We start from the raw sequence: 23,980 nt of genomic DNA, 5'->3' as shown, positions 1-23,980 counted from the left end.
CCTTGGCCTGCGGCGCGACAAGTGGTGGACATCCCGCACGGCTTGGCCAAAACTCGCGCAAAGAAAAACAACAAGGATTACGGCCATGTTAAAGGCCAGAGCAGGCAATTCGGTGTGGCGCGCGTTGGGGGCGATGTCGGGTACTTCATTGGATGGGGTAGACGCCGCGGTGATTGAGACCGACGGCGAGTCGATTTTCCAGTTTGGTGAGACGGGCTATCGTGCCTATGACGCAGACGAACGCGCTGTGTTGTCGGCGGCACTCGGGGCCTGGGCCGGTGAAAGGGCCGAGGCGGCGGCTTCGGTGGTCGAAGCAGCACACATTGAGGTGTTGCGGGACTTTACAGATGTGGATCTGGTCGGCTTTCACGGACAGACGCTGGCGCATGATCCGCGCGGAAAAGGCACCTGTCAGGTTGGCGATGGACAGGTACTGGCGTCGGCACTGGACCTTCCGGTGGTCTGGGATTTCCGCTCGGCGGACGTGCAGTTGGGAGGCGAAGGCGCACCGCTGGCGCCATTCTTTCACTTTGCCTGCGCCAAATACATCAATGCGAAGGGGCCTGTGTGTTTCCTGAACCTTGGTGGCGTGGGCAATGTGACATGGGTGGACCCCGGCAAATCGACGCCCGAAGAAGAGGGCGCGCTTTTGGCCTTTGACACCGGCCCTGCAAACGCACCCATCAATGACTTGATGCGCGAACGATTGGGGCTGGACTGTGATCGTGATGGGGCCGTGGCCCTGGGTGGCGAGGTCGAAACAGGCGCGCTGGAGTTGTTTCTGGCAGAGCCGTATTTCACAAAAATGCCTCCCAAGTCCTTGGACCGGAACGACTTTGCCGAAATGATCGGACTTGTGCGCGAATTGTCGGATGCGGATGCAGCAGCGACGCTGACCGCCATGTGCGCGGCTGGGGTCGCCTCGGGCATGCAGCATTTCCCCGCGCCGCCGGAAAAAGTTATGGTCACCGGCGGTGGACGACACAATCCGGTTCTGATGGAGATGTTGCGGGTTTCGCTGGAGTGTCCTGTGGTGCCTGTAGAAGATGTCGGCCTGGATGGCGACATGCTCGAGGCGCAGGCCTTTGCCTTTCTCGCCGTGCGCGTGGCGCGTGGGATGGCAACATCGGCTCCGTCTACGACCGGGGTTGGCGCGTTGGTCGGCGGTGGCATCGTGTCCAAGCCAGATTGAAGGGCAATGATCGCGTCGCCACTCTCCCAGAAAACGTGAGCGTCAGGGAATCTGGAAACCCGGGGCGGCGAGTGTGAAGCCCTCGAATTGAAAGGCCGGTGAGACGGTGCAGCCGACCAGTGTCCAGTCTCCGGTCGTTGCGGCGGCTTGCCAGTGGTGCTCGGGTACGATGTGTTGCGGTGCCTGACCCTTTGCCAGATCAGGGCCGAGCATGAGGTCCTGTTTCGGACCGTTTTGGGTCTCTGACAGCGACAGGATCAGCGGAGCCCCGGCATAGTAGTGCCAGATTTCGGTGGCATCGACCTTGTGCCAATGGCTGTTTTCACCTTTGGCCAACAGAAAGTAGATCGCCGTGCCCGCAGGGCGGGTGCCATCGGGCGCATTGGCGATCCAGGTCTGGCGGTAGTGCCCACCTTCGGGGTGCGGGGCAAGGTTCAGGCGGGAAATGATCTCGGCAGCGGTCATGCCGCCGTTTTGCTTGATGCGACGCTGTTCTGCAAGCGTCTCAGCGCGTGCAATGTTGCGGTTGCCGCAGAGTTGGGCGCCTCGAGTGGGAGGAGGTGGCCGTGGGCAGGCAGATCGGTAAAACGGATATCAGGCCGTTCATTGCGCAGAGAGTTCAAGATGGCAGGGTCGACAAAGACCGACGGTTTGGCCGCGATGACGTGGGTCGGCACGGAGAGGCGTTTTAGAACCGGTAGAATTCTGGGGGGCATCACATAGTTGTGTGCCTCCCAAAGCGGTGGAAAGGCCAGGCGAAACCCCGACGAGTCCGCCGTGGTCATGGCGGTGACAAGATCACGCAGCGAAGCATCCGAAAACCGTTTGTAGGCACGGATGGCGCGCAGTTCGCGATAGAGTTCTTCCAGATCGTGCCAATGATTGCGCCGGTGAAAGACGCTGTGCGCGGGATCAAGGCGGCGGCGCAAAGTATAAGGCAAGAGTCGCATCAATCGGTAAAGCCGATGGGTGACGCCCGCAGGTTCAACAAGTACGAGGCCGCGAAACAGATCAGGGCGTTTGTTGGCGGCCATTGCGGTTGTGGCAGCCCCCATGGAATGGGCTATGGCGAGAATTGGGGCGTCTTGGGTGGCTTCGAGCCATGCAATCAGGTCGTCGCCATATTGCTCCCACCCGCGCCGTGGATTTGGGGCGGATATCTCAGGCCAAAGCGGGCGCATGTTCAAGGCTGAGACAGAATAATGCTGCGCAATGGTTGCGAGGTAAGGCTGATAGCAAGAGGCGCCAAAGCCATTGGCATGGTAGAAATGAACCTTGGGGCCCGTGCCCGCGTATTGCAGCGACGTGGCCTTGTTCGGGCCGATCTGAGTTTCGTGAATATCGGGTGACATGGGGTGAACATAGTTTGTGGCTCATGCGTGCGAAATATTGACGTCGCGTGAGAGGTGCAGAACATGTTGCGCGTGGGTGAAGGGATCAGGGCTATGACAGGTCAAAAAACCATTGTGATTGGTGCAGGCATCATCGGCTGCAGCCTGGCGCGGGCCTTGGCTGTAGCTGGTGAAAATGTTGTCGTGCTGGATAGCGCGCGTGTCGGTGCGGGTGCAAGCGGCGCGTCCTTTGGTTGGATCAACGCCAGCTTTCACGCTGACAAGGCGCACTTTCGGCTGCGACACGCAGGGATTGCGGCATGGCATCAGCTAGAGGCCGACCGTGGGGCATTGCCAATCCATTGGGGTGGGGCCTTTTGCTGGGAAGAGCAGGGGGCCGCCATGGCAAGAACTGGCGACGCATTGGGCCAACTGGGATATGGCGTTGAAACCGTGACACGCGCACAGTTGCAAAGACGGTTGCCGGGACTTGGTTGCTTGCCCGAGCACGCGTTGCACTTTCCCGAGGAGGGCGTGGCGGATGTCAGCGCTGTTACTCGGGAACTGGCACAGGACGCGGCGTCCATGGGCGCGCGTTTTGTAACGGGGGTTGCTGCCGATGCGATCTGCGAGTCGCGCGGACGGATCACAGGCGTGAGGACAGCCCAGGGTGAAATTGCAGCGGACCGGGTTGTGTTGGCGGCAGGGTGCGGGGCTGCGGCCTTGGCCGAGGCCATGGGGGTGGCTCTGCCAATGTTGTCGAGGCCTGGGTTGTTGACAGTGACGCGGCCAGTGGCACCCGTCCTTGACACGGTTCTGGTGACGGAAGGCGGTGAAATTCGGCAATTGGCAGATGGGCGGATCATGATGCCGACTTCGGCAGGGCATCAGGGGGATTCGGCAAATGCCATAACGGAACCGCCTCTGGAGATCGCCGAGGCCGCGTTGGGCCGCATTCGCAGGTATTTCCCGAGACTGTCATTGAACATGGAAGAGGTGGCTCTGGCCTGGCGGCCCGTACCCGGTGATGGCTTGCCGGTGGTGGGAGCCGCGGGGCCAGAAGGGCTGTACCTGTCTGTCCTGCACAGCGGGGTGACGCTGGCGGCAGTGGTTGCAGAGCTGGCGGTGCGGGAGATGCTGGAAGGGCCGCGTTCCGATTTGTTGGGACCGTATCATCCCGCACGGTTTCAATGAAAAAGCCCCGCTGATTTAGCGGGGCTTTGTCCATGATCTTCGCTTTACGGCTTATTTCAGGATCGAGCGGCCTGCGTATTCGGCGGTTTCACCGAGCAGCTCTTCAATGCGGATCAGCTGGTTGTACTTGGCGAGCCGGTCCGAGCGTGCCAGCGAGCCGGTTTTGATCTGCCCGCAGTTGGTGGCAACGGCGAGGTCTGCGATGGTGGCGTCCTCGGTTTCGCCCGAGCGATGTGACATCACGTTGGTGTAACGTGCGCGGTGGGCCATATCGACGGCCTTCAGCGTTTCGGTGAGCGAGCCGATCTGGTTCACTTTGACCAGCATCGAGTTGGCCACGCCCTGGGCGATGCCGTCAGCCAGACGCACGGGGTTGGTCACGAAGAGGTCGTCGCCAACCAGCTGCACCTTGTCGCCAATCATGTCGGTCAGGGTTTTCCAGCCTTCCCAGTCGTCTTCGTCCATGCCGTCTTCGATCGAGATGATCGGGTAGTCGGCACAGAGATCGGCGAGGTACTGGGCGTTCTCGGCGGAGGTCAACGACTTACCTTCGCCTTTCAGCTCGTATTTGCCGTCTTTGTAGTATTCCGACGAGGCGCAATCGAGGGCGAGATAGATGTCTTCACCCAGTTTGTAACCGGCTTTCTCCACGGATGTCTTGATGAAATCGAGGGCTGCGCGGGTCGAGCCGATGTTTGGGGCAAAGCCGCCTTCGTCGCCGATACCTGTCGACAGGCCTGCGGCGGAGAGCTCTTTTTTCAGGGTGTGGAAAACCTCGGCGCCCATGCGGATGGCTTCGCGGATGTTCGCGGCCGACACCGGCATGATCATGAATTCCTGAATGTCGATCGGGTTGTCGGCGTGTTCGCCGCCGTTGATGATGTTCATCATCGGAACCGGCAGGACGCGGGCCGAGGTGCCACCGACATAGCGGAACAGGGGCTGTGCGGTGAAATCCGCGGCGGCCTTGGCAACGGCAAGCGAGACGCCAAGGATGGCATTGGCGCCAAGGCGGCTTTTGTTCGGGGTGCCGTCGAGTTCGATCATGGCGGCGTCAATGGCGACCTGTTCGGTCACATCGAAACCCACCAGCGCTTCGGCGATCTCACCGTTGACGGCGGCGCAGGCTTCCAGAACGCCCTTGCCCAGATACCGGTTCTTGTCACCGTCACGCTTTTCCACAGCTTCATGGGCGCCGGTCGAGGCACCTGAAGGCACAGCGGCACGGCCCAGAGTTCCGTCTTCGAGGATCACGTCAACCTCGACCGTGGGGTTTCCTCGGCTGTCAAGAATTTCGCGGGCGTGGATGTCAATGATGGTGCTCATAAGAGGGGGTCCTCGAAAATAGGTTCCTGTTTTCGCGCTGAGCTATAGCAGGCAAAGCGTGAAAGTAAACCAGTCACGATAGCGCTAACATTGCCTATTGTGCCCGGTTAGGGCTAACAGTGACAGTTTTCCGCAGGGCGTCGGTTCAATCCGCCGGAAAATCCGGATGCGCAGGGGCAATGGGTTTGGCAAGCTTACGTTCTCGCAGGAACGTGTAGAGGCCGGAGAGGATAATCAGCGAGGCACCTGCAATGGTCGGCATGTCCGGACGCTCGTGGAACACCAGGATGCCGAGGATCATCGAAAACAAGAGTCGCGTGTATCTGTAGGGGGCCACCACCGGGGTCTCGCCAATGCGCATTGCGGTGACAAGGCACCAATAGGCCGCCCCACCGAAAAGGATTGCGCCAAGAAGCCAGGCGACCTCGAGCCCCTGCATGGCGACAAGCGGCGTGTTGCCAAAAGCCAGGATGACGAGCCCGGCAACCACCAGTGACCCAAACCCCTGGCTGGTGATCACCGAGGAGGACACCGAACTGTCGATTTGACGGGTCAGGAGGTCTCGGGCGGCAACAAGTACGACGGCTGCGAGCACCAGAAGCGATGCAGGTTCGAACCCGGTCAACCCGGGGCGGATGATCAACAGGACACCGAGAAAGCCGACGGTGATCGCACTCCAGCGCCGCCAACCGACTTCGTCACCTAGAAACAGCGCACCACCCATAGTGATGGCAAGAGGAAGGGCCTGAAAGATGGCGGCGACCGTGGAGAGGTCAGCTCGCGTCAGCGCCAAAACGAAAACCGCTGCGGCTGCGGCTTCGGCCGCGGCGCGTAGCAGTGTGATGCGGGTATAGGCTGCGCGGGCGAAGAGGTTTTCGCCGTTGATCAGCGAGATCGCGGCAAAGATCAGGGCAGACCCTGCACCAAGACCAATGAGGATTTGCCCGGTGGACAGAGGCGTCGACAAAAGTTTTACGAACATGTCCTCGACGGCAAAGCCTGCCATTGCCAGTGTGATGAGAAAAATGCCACGGACGTTGTTCATGAAGGCGTTGACCCTTTAGCCTGTTAACAATCCAGAGATGGCATATCGCACCCCGGCGCAAGTCTGATTGCGACGGCGGTCATGGTATTTTGTGACCTGACATATCAACCGCTTTGATTGCTCAGAGCGTGCCATGCCAGTCAGAGTGGACGAATCTTGAGGCTGGTAATGCGGTTGGCCTCTTTTCCGACAACTTCAAAACGGAAGCCATGGAATGAAAACACCTGCCCAACGGTCGGAATGATCTGTGCCTCGTGAATGACCAGCCCCGCAACGGTGTTGGCCTCGTCATCGGGCAAATGCCAGTCGGTCGCGCGATTGAGATCGCGGATGGTCATTGAACCTTCGATCAGGAACTGACCGTCTTCGGATTTGGCAATTTCGGGTTCTTCGTCGGTGTCAAATTCATCAGTAATCTCGCCGACGATTTCTTCCAGAATATCCTCGAGCGTGATCAGGCCCTGCAGCGAGCCGTATTCATCCACAACCAGCGCAAAGTGTGAGTGACGGCGCAGGAATTCGCGCATCTGGTCGTCAAGAGACGTTGTTTCGGGCACGAAATAAGGTTCTTTGATGACTTCCTGCAGGTTGAAGTCGCTAAGGCTTTCCAAGGTCGTGTCGGCCTCGGCCACACGGCGATACATGGAGCGGAACAGATCCTTGGCGTGGATCACGCCGATGATGTTCTCCGGATCATCTTTAAAGACCGGCAGGCGGGTGTGATTGCTCTCAAGGCACTGGTTCAGGATCTCCGCAGGCTCGGCGTCGGCATCGATCACTTCGATGCCAGAGCGGTGCAGCATGATCTCTTCTACAGTGCGATCCGAGAGGTCGAGCGCACCCAGGATGCGATCGCGGTCTTCTTTTTCCACAACGCCTTCGGAATGGCCAAGTTGGAGCGCGCCGGCAATCTCTTCGCGCACAGCGAGGATATGACTATCGGGGTCGGTCTGGACGCCAAAGACGCGCAGAACAAGGCGCACGAGCCATCGCACTGCGGCGACGATCGGGGCAAAGATCGTTACGACAACACCAATAGGGCGCGCAACGGCTGATGCCGCGTCTTCTGGGCGGGTGATGGCATAGGTTTTGGGCAGCACCTCGGCAAAGATCAGGACCAAGAGGGTCATGACCAGCGTTGCCAATGCCACGCCGCTCTCGCCAAAGGCGCGGGTAAAGATCGCGGTGGCAAGGGACGCAGCCAAGATGTTGACGAGGTTGTTGCCCAAGAGCACCGAGCCGATCAGACGTTCATTGTCTTCCGTGATGCTGAGCGCACGTTGCGCACCTCGATTGCCCTTGTCCGCCTGACTGCGCAGCTTGCCACGTGAAGCGGCAGTCAGCGCTGTTTCGGAGCCTGAGAAAAACCCGGATAAGACCAAAAGCCCAAGGATTGCGCCAGCGGTGATCCAGAATGTGCTGTCAAGCGGATGCGCGGCCAATTGACCGGTCAAAGATGCAGCGTCAGAAGAAGTGGTGTCCATAATGGGGGTTATGGGGCCGCCAGAGCGCTGGTTCAAGCTTTTGCCAGCTTATTTTGACGATTTCGCCAATGGGTGGTGCGTATGAACCAGCTCGCTTAGGCGTTCGTCGAGCACATGAGTATATATCTCGGTCGTGCCAACATCGGCATGCCCAAGTAGTGTCTGAATGGCCCGCAGGTCGGCACCATTGGCCAGAAGGTGTGTGGCAAAGGCATGGCGCAGAGTATGCGGGGTGACCTTAGCCGGAGAGACGCCACCCGCAACGGCAAGCTCTTTGATCAGCATGTAAAAGCGGTGTCGGGTGAGGTAGCCGGACTTGCCACGCGACGGGAAAAGATAGCGGGACGGTTTTTCACCCTGTTCGGAGCGTTTTTCCTCTGTTTCATCCCGCACGATCAACCACGCACCGAGTGCCTCGCGGGCTGGAGGGGACAGCGGAACCATACGCTCCTTGTTGCCCTTGCCCAAAATCAGCAACATGCGCGGGTCGCCACGCGTGGCCGATACGGGTAGCGAAACCAACTCAGTCACGCGCATGCCAGTCGCATAGAGCAGTTCCATCAGGCAGGTATTGCGCAGGCGGTCGGCCTGATTGCGACCCGACGTGCGCGCAGCTTCAAGCAGGCGATCGACCTCGGTGACGTCCAGAGTTTTGGGCAGTTTCTTGGAGCGGCCGGGGCCCTTGATCAGAAGAGCCGGATTGGTGTCACGCCATCCTTCTTCAAAAGCAAAACGGAAGAGTTGTTTGACTGACGAAAGCCGCCGTGCGCGGGTGGATTGAGCCAAACCCTGCGCTTCGCAATGTATCAGATACGCCTCGACATCTTCGCGGCTCGCATCTTTTAATCTGAGGCCGTCACCGCTGCACCACTCGACAAAATCCCTTAGGTCGCGGGCATAGGCCTCTTGCGTATTGGGCGACGCACCAAGCTCTGCGGCTTGCGCGTCGATAAAGGTGGATATCCAGCGCAGGTCATCCATTGCCTAGCCTCGCGTGTCGATAAGTGCCGCTTGCAAGGCCGCGCGCCGCGCGGTGTCCTCGAGCCCGACAGCCCGAAAGATGGCGATTGCATCGGTAAGTGCGGCGAGGTCCCCATATGCGCCATCCGCCATAAGCGACATGGCGTTCAGGATGACTTCTCCCAATTGACCACGGGCCAGCATGGCCGAGATATCCTGAGGTACGCGCGCCTCGTGGAAACCGTCAGCAATCGCACGGTGTTGCGGCGTGGTTGGGGTGCGTGGCGGGTTGCCTTGGGCGAGACCCGAGAGAAAGTCGCGCGGCCCAGCCAGTGCCGCGCGTTCGTAGCTGGGGGACAAGAGTGCAATGTCGCGTGCCAGACGCGCCGGGACCCCTTTGAGGGGCAGCGCCAAAAGCCGCGATCCATAAAGCCGCGCAAAGGGCACCTCGAGATGCACCGATTGCATGGCAGACCAAGCAGCCGGAAGGCTGTCGGATACCGCCATGGCATCAGAAGCCTCAAGTGCTTCATCAAACGCTTGAATGGCCGCAACACGATCCCAGATCATGCCTGACGCCGAGGCTTTGCCTTCGGAGTAGATGCCGAGCAAACGGTTCTCGGGCAATGCACCTGTGCGTGCGAGACGCTCAGCGGCCTCTAGCCGAGGTTTCCAGCCGACCGTGCCCCTCAGGTCGGAGTGCGCATAGGCCAAGGGCAAACCGCGTGACTGTTGAGGTTCGCCGATGGCTTCATAGAGACGATGGGTAAGTGGGGTCGGATCCTTCTGGGCAACGAGAATTGGCTGACCCTCGAAAAGTTCCGGATCGAGAAACCGCACCAGAAGCGCATCTTCTTCATCGCTGATGAGGTTCAACGCATTGGACGATTCCAGCATCAGAACTGCGCCGTTCCAATCCCCTGCGCGCGCTGTACAGAATATGCGTGCACTGTAGTCTGGGGCGAGGCGGGGCGCTGCCACCAAGGCGTCGCATGCGGCGGCCTCTTGTCCCATGAGAAGCGTGATATCGAACCAGCGACCGAATAGAGCCGGTGTGCTGGGGCCCGCCCGTTCGAGCAGGGCCGCAGCCTGTTCCAGCGCGCCCATTGCGACCAGTTTGTCGACACGCGCCAAAAGCAACTGGTCGCTGGCGCCGGCATCCCAGGGCGGATTGGCCTCGGCCAAAAGAAGCGTATAGAGCAGGGCCTGCATGGCGGGCAGCAGGGCTGAGGGCTGCTCGGCGATAAGCCGGGCGAGATCGTCGGCGCGGCTATGCTGCCAGAGCGAGTCCGGCAAACCGGTTACGTGGGCAGGCAAGAGGCCGACCGCATCACGCCCCGGTGACTCCAGGGTGTCAACGGTGATGTCAGGCTGATCGCCACTGTCTGCAACGGGTGGTTCTTCCCGCCCCATGTCCAGCGTCACCGTGGGGGTCTGATTTAGCCATTCAATGGCTGACAGCGGACCTTCTGCCGACGCAGGCAAGGTGCCGAGCGCGACAAAACACGCAACAGGCAGGAAGCGTTTAGTTGCCATCGGTCGGGGTCAGCGTAACGGGCACACGAATTTCTTGCTGCGGGGCAGAGAAGTCCGCTCCAAGGATCGGGCCAACATAGGCATATGCCACGAGGCCGAGCCCTGCCAGCACAACAAGGATTACCAGAAAAAGAATAAGTTTGCCCATGCGTTTCCCCAGTAACTGCCCAATATTGTGGTTGGTTTTTTCAAACTTATAACTGGCCTTTTCGACAAGATCACGTCATTCAGTGGCCAAAGGTGATATTTGGGCAAGGCTTGGCCGATTTGAGGCCGGATATCGATGGAGAACATGGCATTGAGGCTGAAAAAGACGGTTGTTCTCGTTGGAATGATGGGTGCGGGCAAGACAGCTGTGGGTCGGGCCTTGGCGGCGCGTCTCGGGGTTCCGTTTCTGGATTCGGATGCCGAAATCGTCAAAGCCGCCAATATGAGCATTGCCGAGATTTTCGAACGTGACGGAGAGCCGTTTTTTCGCCGCAAGGAATCGCAAGTGATTGAGCGGTTGCTGGAGAACGAACGCGGTATCTTGTCCACAGGTGGTGGGGCTTATCTGGCCGATGACAATCGCAGCATGATCTCGGACAAGGGCGTTGCCGTTTGGTTGAATGCTGACCTGGATTTGCTGTGGACCCGTGTCAGACACAAGGACACGCGACCCCTGTTGCGCACCCGTGACCCCAAGGGAACTCTGACCGAGATATACGAGGCCCGTGTGCCGGTCTATTCTTTGGCGGATCTCTCGGTAAAGGCGGATGCGAGGTATTCTATCGATGACATGGCGGAACGTGTCATCAAGGTGCTGTTGACGCGGCCTGACGTGTTGGAGGATGTGACATGATGGAAACCGTTCACGTAGGTTTGGGCGAACGCGCCTACGATATTCACATCGGGCCTGGATTGCTGAGCCAAGCTGGCGAGCTGATCGCGCCGCTCCTGAAACGCCCACAGGTGTGCGTGGTGACAGATGAAAACGTCGCCAGGCTGCATCTGGAAAGCCTGCGCGCGGGTCTGGCCTCCAGTGGTGTCAAGATGGAAGCCTTGGTGCTGCCCGCCGGGGAAGGCACAAAGAGCTGGCCCCACTTTGAACGCACAGTCGAGTGGTTGCTGGCCGAAAAAGTCGAACGTCGAGATCTGGTTGTGGCTCTGGGCGGTGGCGTGATTGGTGATCTGACCGGTTTTGCTGCGGCTGTGCTGCGCAGAGGGGTGGGGTTTGTTCAGATTCCCACATCACTTCTGGCGCAGGTCGACAGTTCCGTGGGGGGCAAGACCGGGATCAATGCGCCGCAGGGAAAAAACCTGATCGGGGCCTTTCACCAACCGGCCTTGGTGCTGGCGGACATTGATGTCCTGGGCACGCTGACACCGCGCGATTTCCTGGCCGGTTACGGTGAAGTGGTGAAATACGGGCTGCTTGGAGACGCCGATTTCTTTGTCTGGCTTGAAACTAAGGGGCCCGCTCTTGCATCTGGTGACGAAGCCGCGCGGATCGCGGCCGTGAAGCGTTCCTGCGAGATGAAGGCCGAAATTGTTGCACGCGATGAGACCGAACAGGGGGATCGCGCGCTTTTGAACCTCGGCCACACGTTCTGCCATGCGCTAGAAGCGGCAACGGGCTACGGCGACCGTTTGCTGCACGGCGAAGGCGTGGCGATTGGCTGTGCTTTGGCCTTTGAACTTAGCTACCGACTGGGACTTTGCTCGCAAGAAGACCCGAGCCGTGTGCGTCAGCACCTGTCCGAGATGGGCATGAAAGTCGATCTGAAGGATATTCCCGGTGATCTGCCGGATGCAGATGCCCTGCTGGGGCTCATGGCGCAGGATAAGAAGGTTGTGGACGGCCAGCTCAGGTTCATTCTTGCACGCGGCATTGGTGGCGCCTTTGTGACTTCGGACGTGCCGCGCGAGACTGTGCGCAATTTGTTGGCCGAGGAATTGTCCCGGAGATAGGGCAGGGCGTTTGGAAACGCCCCGCACACGTTTGTTAAACCGCTTGGCCTCTAAGCCGCAGCCTTTTGCACCAGTTGCAGGCAGATACGTGTGGCAAGCGCCATGTCCTGTACGCTGATCCACTCAAGTGGCCCGTGAATTTCCTGCATTCCGGTAAAAAGGTTGGGGCAGGGAACACCAAGTTCTGTCAACCGTGATCCATCCGTGCCGCCGCGAATGATACCTACTTCCGGCTCGAGCCCTACTGCTTGATAGGCTTCTAGCGCGAGTTCGACGGGAGTCATGTCATCCTCCAGCCAATACCGCATGTTGCGATACTGTTTAGAGATGTCGCAGGTAACGCTGGCTCCGGGAAAATCGGTCTCGGCCTTGGCGCAGGCCTGCTTCAGCCGCTGACGCCGCGCTTCCAACCCGTCGCGTTCAAAGTCGCGCAGGATGAACCGGATTTCGGCCTCGGAGGAGCCCCCGTTTAGTGCATAGCAATGTATAAAACCTTCGCGGTTTGCCGTTGTTTCGGGCGTTTCTCCGTCCACATCCAGATCCGCGACGATCCTTGAGGCAACATGCAGTGCATTCACTAGTTTGTCTTTGGCATATCCCGGATGGGCCGAGACGCCGGTGACTTTCACCACTGCACCATCTGCGGAAAAGCTCTCATACTCGATGCTGCCCATGCGGGAGCTGTCGAGGGTATAGGCAAAATCGACCGCGAAATCAGCGGGTAAGCGTTCGTCGACGCCGCGGCCAATCTCTTCATCGGGCGTGAAAGCCATACGCACTTTGCCATGCTTCAGCTCGGGGGTGCGCAGGAGATGCTCAGCCATTGTCATGATGACGGCAACACCGGATTTGTCGTCTGCGCCCAAAAGCGTCAGTCCCGAGGCGGTGATGATGTCATTGCCTACCTTTCCCGCCAGATACGGCAACGCGGACGGGCTGAGTACCAGGTCCTTGTCGTCGGGATAGGTGATGTCGCCCCCGTCCCAAGCGCGAACAACCCGAGGTTTAACACCTGTAGCATTGTACTGAGGCGCAGTATCTACGTGGGCACAAAACCCAATGGTCGGGGCGTGTTCGTCTGTTGCCGGAACTGTTGCCAAAACCGCGCCATAGCCTGTCAGCTGAATGTCGCTGGCGCCGATACGCTCCAGTTCTGCGACCAGATGGCGTTGCATGTCCAGTTGGACCGCGGTGCTAGGCTGAGTGGACGAATTCTCGTCGCTTTGGCTGTCGATAGCGCAATAGGCAACAAGCCGCGCCTCAAGGGCGCGGTCAAAATCTGGTAAATTGCTCATGTTTCAGTCCGGGATCAGAACGGAATTTCATCATCAAGGTCGCGCGAGGGTGCGCCGCCACCTTGCTGGGCACCGCCTTGCGAGCCGCCCTGATCATAGCCGCCGCCGTAGCTGCCGCCTTGGTCGTAACCACCGCCATAGCCGCCGCCCTGACCACCGCCGCCATAGCCGCCACCATCACCGCCGCTGCGTGCATCCAGCATCACCAGCGTGGCGTCAAAGCCTTGGAGAACGACCTCGGTCGAATACCGGTCATTGCCGGACTGGTCTTGCCATTTGCGGGTTTGCAGCTTGCCCTCAAGGTACACTTTTGACCCCTTGCGCAAATACTGCTCGGCCACGCGCACCAGACCTTCGGAGAAGATCGCAACCGAGTGCCACTCGGTCCGCTCGCGGCGTTCGCCGGTGTTGCGGTCTTTCCAGGTTTCCGACGTGGCAATCCGCAGGTTGCAGACCTTGCCACCGTTCTGGAATGTGCGCACCTCGGGGTCGCGGCCCAAATTGCCCACAATGATGACTTTGTTCACTGATCCGGCCATATGCCCGCTCCCTTCAGAATCTCTGTGTTTGTCCGGCACAGCATAGACCATCTGAACAAGGTTAGAACAAGGTTAATGGCCAAGCTTTTGCAAAGAATTTTCCACACTGACATAGGCAAAAACATGCGCCTTCCCGGCGCTGTGTCACGCAAGAACTGGAAATCGGTGCAGGTTCAGGTATATAGTCCCGCAAGAATTGCCGTGGGGCAGGGCGAGACAATGAAACAGGTGACACTTTCAGCGTTGGTGATCGTGGCGTTGGGCGTGGGGTCAGCCCAGGCTCAGGTGTTCAAATCCAAGTCGAACTCTGCGACTTTCCGGTCTCAGACCAGGGTGCTCGATACGCGCGCCAAATCACAATACAAGAATTCGGTACGCCTTGCGCCTGTCAAGGTCTATACACCTTCCAAATGGGGTGATGGCAGCTTTGAGGGTCCTTACACAGGCCCTTACCTCGCGATGGCGCGCGAAGCTGCGCTACGCAACGGCATTCCGGTCGACATGTTCCTCAAGCTGGTACAGCAAGAGTCTAACTGGAATGCGACGGCTAAATCGCACAAGGGGGCGTTAGGATTGGCGCAGCTGATGCCGGAAACCGCGCGTAAGTTGAACGTTGATCCGCTCGATCCCTATCAGAATCTGGATGGCGGCGCGCGCTATCTGGCACGGCAATACCGCAGTTTTGGATCGTGGCGGCTGGCACTCGCGGCCTATAACGCAGGCCCGCAGGCTGTGCGCAAATACGGCGGTGTTCCTCCTTACAAGGAGACCCAGAATTATGTGCGCGTGATATTGGGCAGTTAATCCAATAGAAAAACTCAGGTATTTGAGGTAAATCAAATAGACCTTTCCCGCTTCGTGGCATGGGTTGCCGCAAAGCTGTGGAGAGATGTCATGAAACCCATGTGGATCCCTGCCTTTGTGGCAATGATGGCGGCAAAGTCAGCCATAGCAGGGTCAGCCTATCCGACCATCGAAACCCTGGGAGAGGCATTGTTTTTTGACACAAACCTCTCTGCCAACCGAACGCAATCCTGTGCAACATGTCACGATCCGGAGTATGGATTTGTCGATCCGCGGGAAACTGATGCCGGCAAAGCTGTTTCTTTGGGTGATGACGGCACATCTTTGGGGGATCGGACGGCGCCAACTGCTGCTTATGCAGCTTTTACGCCCGAGTTTCATCGAAATGAAAAAGGGCGCTACATCGGCGGCATGTTCTGGGATGGGCGCGCTGCGACTTTGGAAGAACAGGCCGGAGGCCCACCCCTGAATCCGATTGAAATGGGTATGCCCGACAAGGCCAGTGTCGTGGAACGGCTGATGGAGAACGACGCATACACTGAGGCTTTCGAGGCATTGTTTGGTGGGGGTATAATGCAAGACACCGAGGCGGCCTATAACGGCATGACCCGGGCGATTGCCGCCTTTGAACGGACTGACGTCTTTGCCCCTTTCGATTCCAAGTATGATCGCTATCTGCGGGGCGAAGTTGAGTTGACCAAACAAGAAGAGCTTGGGCGCGTCCTGTTCTTTTCGCAACAGTTTACCAATTGCGCGACCTGCCACCAACTAAAAGCGTCGCCGATGGATCCGCGCGAAACCTTCACGAGTTATGAGTATCATAACATTGGGGTCCCGGCGAACCGGGACGTGCAGGCGGCGAATGGCACTAAGACAGGATGGATTGACCCCGGCCTTTTGGCCAACGCGATGGTGGATCACGAGGCTGAGAAAGGGCGCTTTAAGGTTCCGACCTTGCGCAATGCTGCGGTAACCGGGCCCTACATGCACAACGGCGTTTTTGAGGACCTGCGCACGGTCGTGTTGTTTTACAACAAATACAACAGCAAGGCGAAAGCGCGGCAAATTAATCCGGAAACCGGAAAAACGTGGCGTTTGCCCGAGGTTGCAAAGACCCTTGCCGTTGCAGAGTTGACCGAAGGACCGGCATTGGAGGACGACCGCATCGACGCGCTGGTGGCATTTATGAAGACCTTAACGGATGCGCGCTATGAGCACCTGCTAGAGGATTGATACCCATTGCGTACGCCAGTCGTGTTGGGGGCAATCAGGCCAGAAACAACTGGACTTTGTGCCTCAAAGCTGGACTCATTACCCAAAAGCTTAATGCACTGGGAGCACCTGTTATGAAACGATTTCTGAGCGTCGCCTGCGCCGCATTTGTTGCCACCTCTGCCGTGGCCGGCAATGACTGCACTGCAGGAAAAACCGTGACAGATGGTGTTTTGACAATCGCCACCGGCAATCCGGCTTACTACCCTTGGGTTATGGACGATGCCCCCGAAAGCAAACAGGGGTTCGAAGCGGCCGTGGCCTACGCAATTGCGGGGGAAATGGGATTTTCGGACGACGCAGTCACCTGGGTGCGGACTTCGTTCGATGAAGCGATCCAGCCGGGCGCCAAGAGTTTTGACTTTAACCTGCAACAGTATTCGATCACGCCCGAGCGCGAAGAGATGGTTGATTTCTCACTGCCCTACTACGCTTCGCCGATGGCGATCCTGACCACCGGTGCCATTGCCGAGAAGGCTGGTGCGCTGGAACCGGAGGCGTTGAAGGGGCTGATCTGGGGCGCCATGGCGGGCACCACGGGTGCTACCATGATTGATGAGGTCGTGGGTCCGTCGAAGTCCACGCTGCTATACAGCGACAATGCGGATGTCACGGCGGCAATCCAGGCCGGTCAAATCGATGCGGCGCTGTTTGACCTGCCGACCGCGTTGTACCTGTCTGCTGTCGTTGTGAATGACGGGGCGCTACTGGGGCAGTATCCGGCAGATCGCTCACAGAACCCGGATCAGTTTGGAGTCTTGATGGAAGAGGGCAACCCGATCAAGGCCTGTGTGGATGCGGCAATCCAGACCCTCACTGACACTGGGAAACTTGCTGAGCTGGAAGCCGAATGGCTGGAGGCCGCGACAGGCGTTCCGGTTATCAGGTAAGCTTGGGCGACCATCTGAATGACGGACAATTCCCCCAAGGCCGCGTTGCCCGGTCGCCGTGCAGTCTATGAAGCAGAACTGCGCAAACGATCCATGCGCATTGCGGTGCTGTCGACACTGGCCGTTGTTGCCGCCATTGCCATTCTGGTGCCGCTCGCGCCCGGATGGGATGCCGTCAAGCGCAGCTTTTTCAACGGCGGGGTTTTTGCCAAGACCTTTCCGGGGCTTCTGAACGCATTTCTGTTGGATATCGCCATTTTCGCGTGGTCCTTGCCGTTAATCGCCATCGTGGGCTTGTTGGTGGCGATTTGCAGGGACATCCAAAGGCCTGCGCTTTACCCGTTGCGGCTGTTTGCGATGATCTACACGGATGTGTTTCGCGGGTTGCCGGTTATTCTGGTGATCTACCTGATTGGCTTTGGCATCCCCGGACTGGGCCTGCCGCGCCCGTGGAACTCGCCCTATATCTGGGGCTCTCTGGCATTGATCCTGGTCTACGCGGCCTATGTGGCAGAAGTGATCCGGTCAGGCATAGAATCGATCCACCAGAGCCAACGTTCTGCTGCCTTGTCCTTGGGGTTGTCGACCACGGACACCATGCGGTACGTGATCCTGCCGCAGGCATTGCGCAACGTTGTGCCGGCCAACATGAACCTTGTTGTTGCCCTTCAAAAGGATGTGGCACTCTTGTCTTTCGTGGGGCCGGTCGAGATTTTCCGGCAGGCTGGCGTCTATAAATCGCTTTATGCCAATTTTACGCCATATGTCGGCGCGGCGATTATTTTCCTGATTATCACCATCCCGGCAACGCGCTACGCGGACTACCTGATGCACAAACGTCGGAGGCAGCAACAATGAACGCGCTGTTGCGGCTGACTAACGTGCAAAAAGCCTTTGGCGAAAACCAGGTGTTGCGCGGTATTGATCTGGAAGTTGCGCGGGGTGAAATGGTCTGTCTGATCGGTGCATCGGGGTCGGGTAAGTCCACGTTGTTGCGCACGATCAACCTGCTTGAGCCGATTGATGACGGGGAAATCCGGCTGGATGGTGTGGATATCTCTGAGCCGGGGCTGGATCCGCAACCGGTGCGCAAGCGGATCGGGCTGGTGTTTCAGTCCTACAATCTGTTCCCTCATATGACCGCGATGGACAACGTGATGCTGGCGCCGCGTCGCCTTAAGGGGCTGAGCAAGGCGGATTTGGCAGAGCCCGTCACAGCGCTGTTCGAACGTTTTGGCTTGGCCGACCGCATGGGCCACTACCCAGACCAATTGTCAGGCGGGCAGCAGCAAAGGGTTGCGATCATCCGTGCGCTGGCCATGCAGCCCGAGGTTCTGTTGTTTGACGAGATTACTTCGGCTCTGGACCCGGAATTGGTGGCCGAGGTGTTGGACGTGCTGCGCGCTGTCCGCGCTGAAGGCATCACCATGATCCTTGCCACGCATGAGATGGGCTTTGCCCGTGAGCTGGCGGACAAGGTGTGTTTTCTGGATCGCGGCCAAATCCTTGAAGCCGGAACCCCCGAACAACTGTTCGACGCGCCCAAGGAAGCGCGCACGCGTCAGTTCCTGTCACAGGTTTTGTGAATTTCTAGCGCCCCTCGGGGCCGTCATAGGCGCGTTCGACCCTGGCGACGCGCAACGTGTAATGCTCATACCAGCGAGTCTTACCAAGTTTCTGTGCCAAGAGATGCTGCGCTACCGCCTTCCACGCGATCAGGCTGGCCTCGTCCTGCCAATAGCTGACTGTGATGCCCAGACCGGCCTCGTCCCGCGTAGTTTCAACTCCGAGATACCCGGGCTGGCTTTCGGCCAGTGTCACCATCTGATCGGCCATGGCACCGTAACCATGGTCTCCTTCTGTGCGTTGAGCAGTGAAGATGACGGCGTAATAGGGGGGATCGGGGAGGGGAGCGAAACGAGACATGTGCGAAGATTAGTGGGCCTGTGCAAGAAAGGATAGGGGGATTCCGTGGTTCCTCGGATGCTGCGACAGGCGAAAGAAACGGGGGCCAAAAGGCCCCCGATCTTTGTTACTCTGCAGCGATCTTGATGACCGGCTCCATCCTGGCGAGGATGTCCTCGGCCAGATGGCATTTGACCTGATGGCCATCGGCCAGTGTTTGAACCGGTGGCACCTCTTTATCGCAAAGCCCACCGGGGACTTCAGACTTCCAGCGGCAACGTGTCTGGAAGGGGCAGCCCGGTGGAGGCGACATGGCCGAGGGGATGTCGCCTTCGAGAACGATATGCTGTTTCTCGACCGAGGTGTCCGCAATGGGCACCGCCGACAACAGCGCCTCGGTATAGGGGTGGTAGGGGGGCGAGAAGACCTGATCGGTGGTGCCCAATTCGACCACATGGCCGAGGTACATCACCATCACCCGATCCGACAGATAGCGGACGATCGACAGGTCGTGGCTGATGAAGAGAAGCGTGGTTTTCTCTTCGCGCTGAATCTCCATCAAAAGGTCCGTGACAGCCGCCTGAACCGACACGTCCAGCGCCGAGACAGGTTCGTCCGCCACCACGATGCGGGCGCCGCCAGCAAAGGCGCGGGCGATGCCGACGCGCTGTTTCTGACCACCCGACAATTGACGTGGCATGCGATCTGCAAATTCGCGCGGCAGTTTTACCAGATCAAGCAGTTCCAGCATGCGGTTTCGCCGGTCGGCTTCGGTCTTTCCGATCTTGAATATCTCAAGAGCGCGCATGATCTGGCGGCCCACGGTCATTGAGGGATTCAATGTGTCAAACGGGTTCTGGAACACCATCTGAACGTCGGCCACGGTCTGTGTTTTGCGTGACTCGATCGGGGTTTGCTCGATGTTCTCGCCATCAAGCAGGATTTGCCCGTCGGTGGCGGTTTCCAACCCCATCAATACCTTGGCGAAGGTGGACTTGCCGCATCCTGACTCGCCCACGATGGCGAGGGTTTCCGATTCCCGCGCTTCGAAAGACAGGGTTTCATTGGCTTTGACGACCTTCTTGTCGCCTCCGCCAAACAGGGCGTTGGCGGCGACCTCGTAGTATTTCTTGAGGTTGTCCATCTTGAGAACCACTTTGCCGATCTCGCCCTTCTTCTTGGTTTCGGCGAGCATGAGCGGTGCGTTCCAGTCGATCTCGGTGGATTTCAGGCAGCGGGTCGAGTGACGTTCGAAGCCTTCGACATTGACCATCGGGATATCCTGGGCATCACAGCGGCCTTCTTCGAAGTAGTCGCAGCGCGGGCCAAAGTTACATCCCGGGGGGCGTTCGTGGGGCAGGGGGAAGTTGCCGGGGATCGCCACCAGCGGGCGCGCGTTCTTGTCGGCGCCGGGCAATGGGATCGAGCGGAACAGTGCCTGCGTATAAGGGTGCTGCATGTTGTCGAAGACGTCTTCGATCGAGCCGCGCTCGACCGCTTCGCCGGAGTACATCACGCAGAGGCGGTCGCAGGTTTCCAGAACAAGCCCGAGGTTGTGGGAGATGAACAGCATCGAGGTGCCGTATTTCTTGCCCAGGTCCTTGACCAGTTCAACCACGGCGGCCTCGACCGTCACGTCCAGCGCGGTTGTCGGTTCGTCCAGGATCAGCAAAGAAGGCTTTGACATCAAGGCCATAGCAATGACGATACGCTGTTGCTGACCGCCAGAAAGCTGGTGCGGAAAAGAGTTCAGCATCCGCTCGGGGTCAGGCAGACGCACGTCTGTCACCACTTCGAGCGCGCGTTTCATTGCCTCTTCCTGGCTGACGCCCTCGTGGATCATCGGCACTTCGGCCAGCTGTTTGCCGATCTTCATGGCCGGGTTCAGCGAGGCCATAGGCTCTTGATAAATCATGGCAATTTCGTTGCCACGGATGTCACGCAACTCTTCGTCGGACATCTCAGATAGATCGCGGCCCTTGAACTTGATATTGCCGCCGACGATGCGGCCGTTCTTGCCAAGGTCCTGCATGACGCCCAGCGCCACGGTGGATTTGCCGCAGCCGGATTCTCCGACGAGGCCAACCGCCTCTCCGGGTTGCACCCGGACCGAGAAATCCATGACCGCGGGGATTTCGCGCAGGCGGGTAAAGAAGGAAATCGACAGCTTGTCGATCTCAAGGATCGGGCCATCATAGTCTTCCAGTTTCGACATTAACTTTCTCCCATTTGGGCCGGAAAGGGCGGTCGGTATCACGTCGGTATCACGTCGGTATTACGTCGGTATTTGTGTAATATCAGCGGGTTGCCGTTTTCGTTAACCTTTCGCCTTTCCTTGTTCGTTTCAGTGTCGGTCGGGGCGGCCGAGGTGCCGCCCCGTGAGGTTCCAGATCAGTCACGCAGACTTTCTTCGCGCAGGCCATCGGCCAGGAGGTTGAGGCCAAGAACCAGGCTCAACAGCGCGAAAGCGGGCACCAGCGCAGGGTGGGGGTAGATCGACAACAGCTTGCGGCCGTCGTTGATCGTTGTACCCCAGTCCGGGCTTTCCGGCGGCAGGCCAAGGCCGAAAAAGCCAAGGGTGCCGAGGAGAATGGTGGTGTAGCCAACACGCAGACAGAAATCCACGATCAGCGGACCGCGTGCGTTGGGCAGGATTTCCCAGAGCATGATGTACCACGGACCTTCGCCACGGGTCTGGGCTGCGGCCACGTAGTCCCGTGTCTGGATGTCCAACGCCAGGCCACGCACGATACGGAACACGGTGGGCGAGTTCACGAAGACCACCGAGACAAACACGACGAGGATGCCGCTGGAGATGTTGAACATGTCCATTGATTCCGGCAGCACGTGGATCACTGTGCCTGGCGCGGAAATCGCCGAGAGGTAGATCCAGACCGTCAGGACCAGGATGCCGGCCAGAAGCGGGTTGCGCAACTTGGGCCGCGTGTAGAAGCGCGAATTGATCAGCACCGTCAGGAAGACGATCGGGAACACAAACAGAACCATCGCCATGTAATGGGGAATACCAGTCTGCACGATCTCGGGTGTTACCAGAAGATAGAACAGCAGGATCACCGGGAAGGCGAGGATCAGGTTGGCCAGGAACGACAGGAAGGTGTCGAGCTTGCCACCGAAATAGCCCGCCGGCAGGCCCAGTGTGATGCCGCCCATAAAGGCAAAGAGCGTCGCGAATGGTGCAATTACGATTACGATGACTGAGCCTTCGACCATGCGGCTAAACACGTCCCGGGCGAGATTGTCGCCACCCAGAAGATACCAGCAGCTGGTGCCACATGTTTCCGGGTCGACACCACGGATCGGGGTGCCAGGCAGTTTGTTCTTCATGCCCGAGACCTGAGACAGCGGGTCGCCGGTCGCAATCATGTCGAAGACACCGACAAAAATCGCGGTATAGACCCAGAACATGACAAAGCCGAAGCCGATCATACCGATCATGGAGTCATACAGCTTGCCATAGAGGCCGAGGCGTCTTTTGTAGACAGTCGACAGCGTGAATGTCACAAACAGCGCGATCCACACCGGGGCAAACCGGGCCGAGACTGCACCAATGATACCAGCCTTGCCAAAAGGCATGACCATGCCTGCGAGCAGGTAGATCAGGCAGACAACGATCAATGCGAGCAGCAGGTATTTGGCAAGCTTGTCGATCCACTCTTTCGGGCCTGCCGCCGTTGTTCCTGTCATCACCGCGCCGACAGCGGCGGGTTTGAACACGAAAGAGGCAACGATCTGTAGCGCCACGGCCAGGATGAAGGCGTAGGCCACGTAGGTGAAAATGGGGTTCAGCAAGGCGAGGTTGCCGGTCCAGGTCAATGGTTCCATGATACTGGCTCCTCCTTATGAAATACGGATACGCGGGTTCAGGTAGACATAGCCGATATCCGAGATCAGCTGGGTCACCAGAACCACGACAACCGAGACCACCGAGACCGCGAGAAGCATCTCGATATCGTTGTTGCCAGCCGCGTTCACGAGCTGCCAGCCGAAGCCGGAGAAGGAGAACAGCGTTTCCACGATCACCACGCCGTTCAGCAGCCAGGGAAACTGCAGCATGATGACGGTGAAGGGCGCGATCAGGGCGTTGCGGAGCGCGTGCTTCATCACAATGGTGCGGAAGGCCACCCCTTTGAGACGCGCGGTACGGATGTACTGTGCCGTCATGACCTCGGCCATCGAGGCGCGGGTCATACGTGCGATGTAGCCCATGCCGTAGAGTGCAACGGTCAGAACCGGCAGTGTGAAGTTTTCAAAGGTCACCTTGTCCATGGCGGTTTTCGCGGTGCCTTTGAACAGGGCCTTGCCTTCGATCCAGCCCCATTCGTGCAGGATTGGTCCGAGACCAAACCGTGTGGAGGCGAGGAGGGCAATAAAGATCACACCAGACACGTATTCAGGTGTCGCGGTTGACGTGATCGAGACCGTTGACAGGGTTCTATCCGTTCGGCTGCCTTCGTTCATACCGGCCAGCACGCCGATGACGAGGGCCGAGGGCACCATGACTACCATGACCCAGAACATAAGCTTGGCCGTGTTGGCCAGCCGTTTTCCAAGTGTCTCGCCCACCGGTGCCTTGGAGACGGTTGACCAGCCCCAGTCACCCTGCAACACGCCGCAGAAGTTCGGAACAGTGTCCGCCGTCATGCCGGGGCGTACGCATTTGCCAAGAACAGTGCCGTCTTCCTTGATCTGCTTGTAGCCAGGCAGCACCCCAAGCCATTGCAGATACTTGACCGGCGTTGGCTGAAGGTAGCCACGATCTGTCAGATAGCTGTTCACCGCTTCTTCGGACATGCGGAAGTTGCCTTGGGTCTTGGCGAGTTTTTCGAGGTTTGGATAGAGATTGGTCATAAAAAAGACGATGAAGGTCAGGCATAGCGCCGTCACGATCATCATCCCGACCCGTCTGAGGATAAACAGTCCCATGAGATTCCCTGTTGGTCTGTTTCGGTTCGTCTGAGGAGGTTCCACAGACACGAAAGCCGCCCGGATTTTGAGGGGCGGCCCGAAGTTATGTTAGTTGTGGGGGCGTCGCGTGCGGCGCACTGCCTGAGCTGGTACTGGTGTGACCTTGATGGTGGTCAGACCGGCGATCATTGTGATCATCGTCAGGCTGGCGAATGCTAGCATGTTTCCCCCTGTCCCCGGCCAAGGTCCGCGTTTTGCGGCTCACTCCGGAGCTTCTTTTTTATGCTGGTCTGATGCGTTAACGCGTGTTGCCAGCTTGGTACGGGATATT

At 58.6% G+C, this 23,980-nt stretch carries 23 protein-coding genes; 9 read left to right on the top strand and 14 right to left on the bottom strand.

The annotated features are described in order from the left end of the window. The first annotated feature begins 85 nt into the window (after positions 1–85). A complete protein-coding gene (locus EK369_RS03390; RefSeq protein WP_127112259.1) occupies positions 86–1,192 on the top strand; it encodes an anhydro-N-acetylmuramic acid kinase in 1,107 nt (368 codons plus the stop codon). Positions 1,193–1,234: 42 nt separating this feature from the next. On the opposite strand, the gene EK369_RS03385 is transcribed toward EK369_RS03390, so the two are convergent. Together EK369_RS03385 and EK369_RS03380 are read right to left on the bottom strand one after the other, a co-directional pair. Next, positions 1,235–1,657, bottom strand: coding sequence for a cupin domain-containing protein (locus tag EK369_RS03385; RefSeq protein WP_127112258.1), 423 nt, complete (start codon positions 1,655–1,657; stop codon positions 1,235–1,237). Then, entirely contained in the window at positions 1,654–2,544 is an 891-nt protein-coding gene (locus EK369_RS03380; protein WP_127112257.1) for an alpha/beta fold hydrolase, read from the bottom strand. Before EK369_RS03380 ends, EK369_RS03385 begins: the two co-directional genes overlap by 4 nt. A 93-nt stretch (positions 2,545–2,637) precedes the next feature. Here EK369_RS03380 and EK369_RS03375 point away from each other — a divergent pair, with 93 nt between their 5' ends. Further along, positions 2,638–3,717, top strand: coding sequence for an NAD(P)/FAD-dependent oxidoreductase (locus EK369_RS03375; protein WP_164726838.1), 1,080 nt, complete (start codon positions 2,638–2,640; stop codon positions 3,715–3,717). A 51-nt stretch (positions 3,718–3,768) separates the two neighbouring features. On the opposite strand, the gene eno is transcribed toward EK369_RS03375, so the two are convergent. From eno to EK369_RS21720, 6 genes are all read right to left on the bottom strand, one after another. Next, entirely contained in the window at positions 3,769–5,043 is a 1,275-nt protein-coding gene (eno, locus tag EK369_RS03370; RefSeq protein ID WP_127112255.1) for a phosphopyruvate hydratase, read from the bottom strand. A 145-nt stretch (positions 5,044–5,188) separates the two neighbouring features. After that, positions 5,189–6,088 (bottom strand): DMT family transporter, encoded by a 900-nt coding sequence (locus EK369_RS03365; RefSeq protein WP_127112254.1) that lies wholly within the window; start codon positions 6,086–6,088, stop codon positions 5,189–5,191. A 140-nt stretch (positions 6,089–6,228) separates the two neighbouring features. Continuing rightward, positions 6,229–7,572: an HlyC/CorC family transporter gene (locus EK369_RS03360; RefSeq protein WP_127112253.1), complete on the bottom strand. Its 1,344-nt coding sequence runs from the start codon at positions 7,570–7,572 to the stop codon at positions 6,229–6,231. A gap of 48 nt (positions 7,573–7,620) precedes the next feature. Next, the gene (locus EK369_RS03355; RefSeq protein ID WP_127112252.1) at positions 7,621–8,553 is read right to left on the bottom strand and encodes a site-specific tyrosine recombinase XerD; all 933 of its coding nucleotides are present in this window, start codon (positions 8,551–8,553) and stop codon (positions 7,621–7,623) included. A 3-nt stretch (positions 8,554–8,556) separates the two neighbouring features. Beyond that, positions 8,557–10,068, bottom strand: coding sequence for a hypothetical protein (locus tag EK369_RS03350; protein ID WP_127112251.1), 1,512 nt, complete (start codon positions 10,066–10,068; stop codon positions 8,557–8,559). Then, a complete protein-coding gene (locus EK369_RS21720; RefSeq protein ID WP_164726836.1) occupies positions 10,058–10,216 on the bottom strand; it encodes a hypothetical protein in 159 nt (52 codons plus the stop codon). The genes EK369_RS03350 and EK369_RS21720 overlap by 11 nt, the downstream gene beginning before the upstream one ends. Positions 10,217–10,360: 144 nt before the next feature. On the opposite strand from EK369_RS21720, the gene EK369_RS03345 reads away from it, so the two are divergent. Next, on the top strand, positions 10,361–10,909 hold the full coding sequence (locus EK369_RS03345; RefSeq protein ID WP_127112250.1) for a shikimate kinase: 549 nt from the start codon (positions 10,361–10,363) through the stop codon (positions 10,907–10,909). Continuing rightward, on the top strand, positions 10,906–12,018 hold the full coding sequence (gene aroB / locus EK369_RS03340) for a 3-dehydroquinate synthase (protein ID WP_127112249.1): 1,113 nt from the start codon (positions 10,906–10,908) through the stop codon (positions 12,016–12,018). The genes EK369_RS03345 and aroB overlap by 4 nt, the downstream gene beginning before the upstream one ends. Positions 12,019–12,068: 50 nt before the next feature. On the opposite strand, the gene pepT is transcribed toward aroB, so the two are convergent. Beyond that, positions 12,069–13,313, bottom strand: a complete 1,245-nt coding sequence (gene pepT, locus EK369_RS03335; RefSeq protein ID WP_127112248.1) for a peptidase T — start codon at positions 13,311–13,313, stop codon at positions 12,069–12,071. 14 nt (positions 13,314–13,327) lie between these two features. Continuing rightward, positions 13,328–13,852 carry a single-stranded DNA-binding protein gene (ssb, locus tag EK369_RS03330; RefSeq protein WP_127112247.1) on the bottom strand — a complete coding sequence of 175 codons (525 nt, stop codon included), beginning with the start codon at positions 13,850–13,852 and terminating at the stop codon, positions 13,328–13,330. 219 nt (positions 13,853–14,071) lie between these two features. Between ssb and EK369_RS03325 the strand changes: the two genes are divergently transcribed. The 5 genes from EK369_RS03325 (at position 14,072) to EK369_RS03305 (ending at position 18,404) form a co-directional block, all read left to right on the top strand. Then, positions 14,072–14,656, top strand: coding sequence for a lytic transglycosylase domain-containing protein (locus EK369_RS03325; protein WP_127112517.1), 585 nt, complete (start codon positions 14,072–14,074; stop codon positions 14,654–14,656). Between the two features lie 90 nt (positions 14,657–14,746). Then, complete coding sequence (locus tag EK369_RS03320) at positions 14,747–15,889, top strand: cytochrome-c peroxidase (RefSeq protein WP_127112246.1); 1,143 nt, start codon at positions 14,747–14,749, stop codon at positions 15,887–15,889. A gap of 113 nt (positions 15,890–16,002) precedes the next feature. Beyond that, positions 16,003–16,818 (top strand): ABC transporter substrate-binding protein, encoded by an 816-nt coding sequence (locus EK369_RS03315; protein WP_127112245.1) that lies wholly within the window; start codon positions 16,003–16,005, stop codon positions 16,816–16,818. Between the two features lie 18 nt (positions 16,819–16,836). Further along, positions 16,837–17,676, top strand: a complete 840-nt coding sequence (locus tag EK369_RS03310; RefSeq protein WP_127112244.1) for an amino acid ABC transporter permease — start codon at positions 16,837–16,839, stop codon at positions 17,674–17,676. Beyond that, the gene (locus tag EK369_RS03305) at positions 17,673–18,404 is read left to right on the top strand and encodes an amino acid ABC transporter ATP-binding protein (protein WP_127112243.1); all 732 of its coding nucleotides are present in this window, start codon (positions 17,673–17,675) and stop codon (positions 18,402–18,404) included. The genes EK369_RS03310 and EK369_RS03305 overlap by 4 nt, the downstream gene beginning before the upstream one ends. 4 nt (positions 18,405–18,408) lie before the next feature. Here the strand turns inward: EK369_RS03305 and EK369_RS03300 are convergent, their stop codons facing one another. The 4 genes from EK369_RS03300 to EK369_RS03285 form a co-directional block, all read right to left on the bottom strand. Continuing rightward, positions 18,409–18,744, bottom strand: coding sequence for an antibiotic biosynthesis monooxygenase family protein (locus EK369_RS03300; protein ID WP_127112242.1), 336 nt, complete (start codon positions 18,742–18,744; stop codon positions 18,409–18,411). A 106-nt stretch (positions 18,745–18,850) separates the two neighbouring features. After that, complete coding sequence (locus EK369_RS03295) at positions 18,851–20,938, bottom strand: dipeptide ABC transporter ATP-binding protein (protein WP_127112241.1); 2,088 nt, start codon at positions 20,936–20,938, stop codon at positions 18,851–18,853. Between the two features lie 176 nt (positions 20,939–21,114). Next, a complete protein-coding gene (locus EK369_RS03290; RefSeq protein WP_127112240.1) occupies positions 21,115–22,566 on the bottom strand; it encodes an ABC transporter permease in 1,452 nt (483 codons plus the stop codon). A gap of 15 nt (positions 22,567–22,581) precedes the next feature. Beyond that, positions 22,582–23,667, bottom strand: coding sequence for an ABC transporter permease (locus tag EK369_RS03285; RefSeq protein WP_127112239.1), 1,086 nt, complete (start codon positions 23,665–23,667; stop codon positions 22,582–22,584). Positions 23,668–23,980: the final 313 nt, after the last annotated feature.

Origin of the sequence: Shimia sediminis, assembly GCF_003990645.1 — a bacterium.
Classification (GTDB): Bacteria; Pseudomonadota; Alphaproteobacteria; order Rhodobacterales; family Rhodobacteraceae; genus Shimia; species Shimia sediminis.
This window is presented reverse-complemented; position numbering and strand designations above follow the sequence as displayed.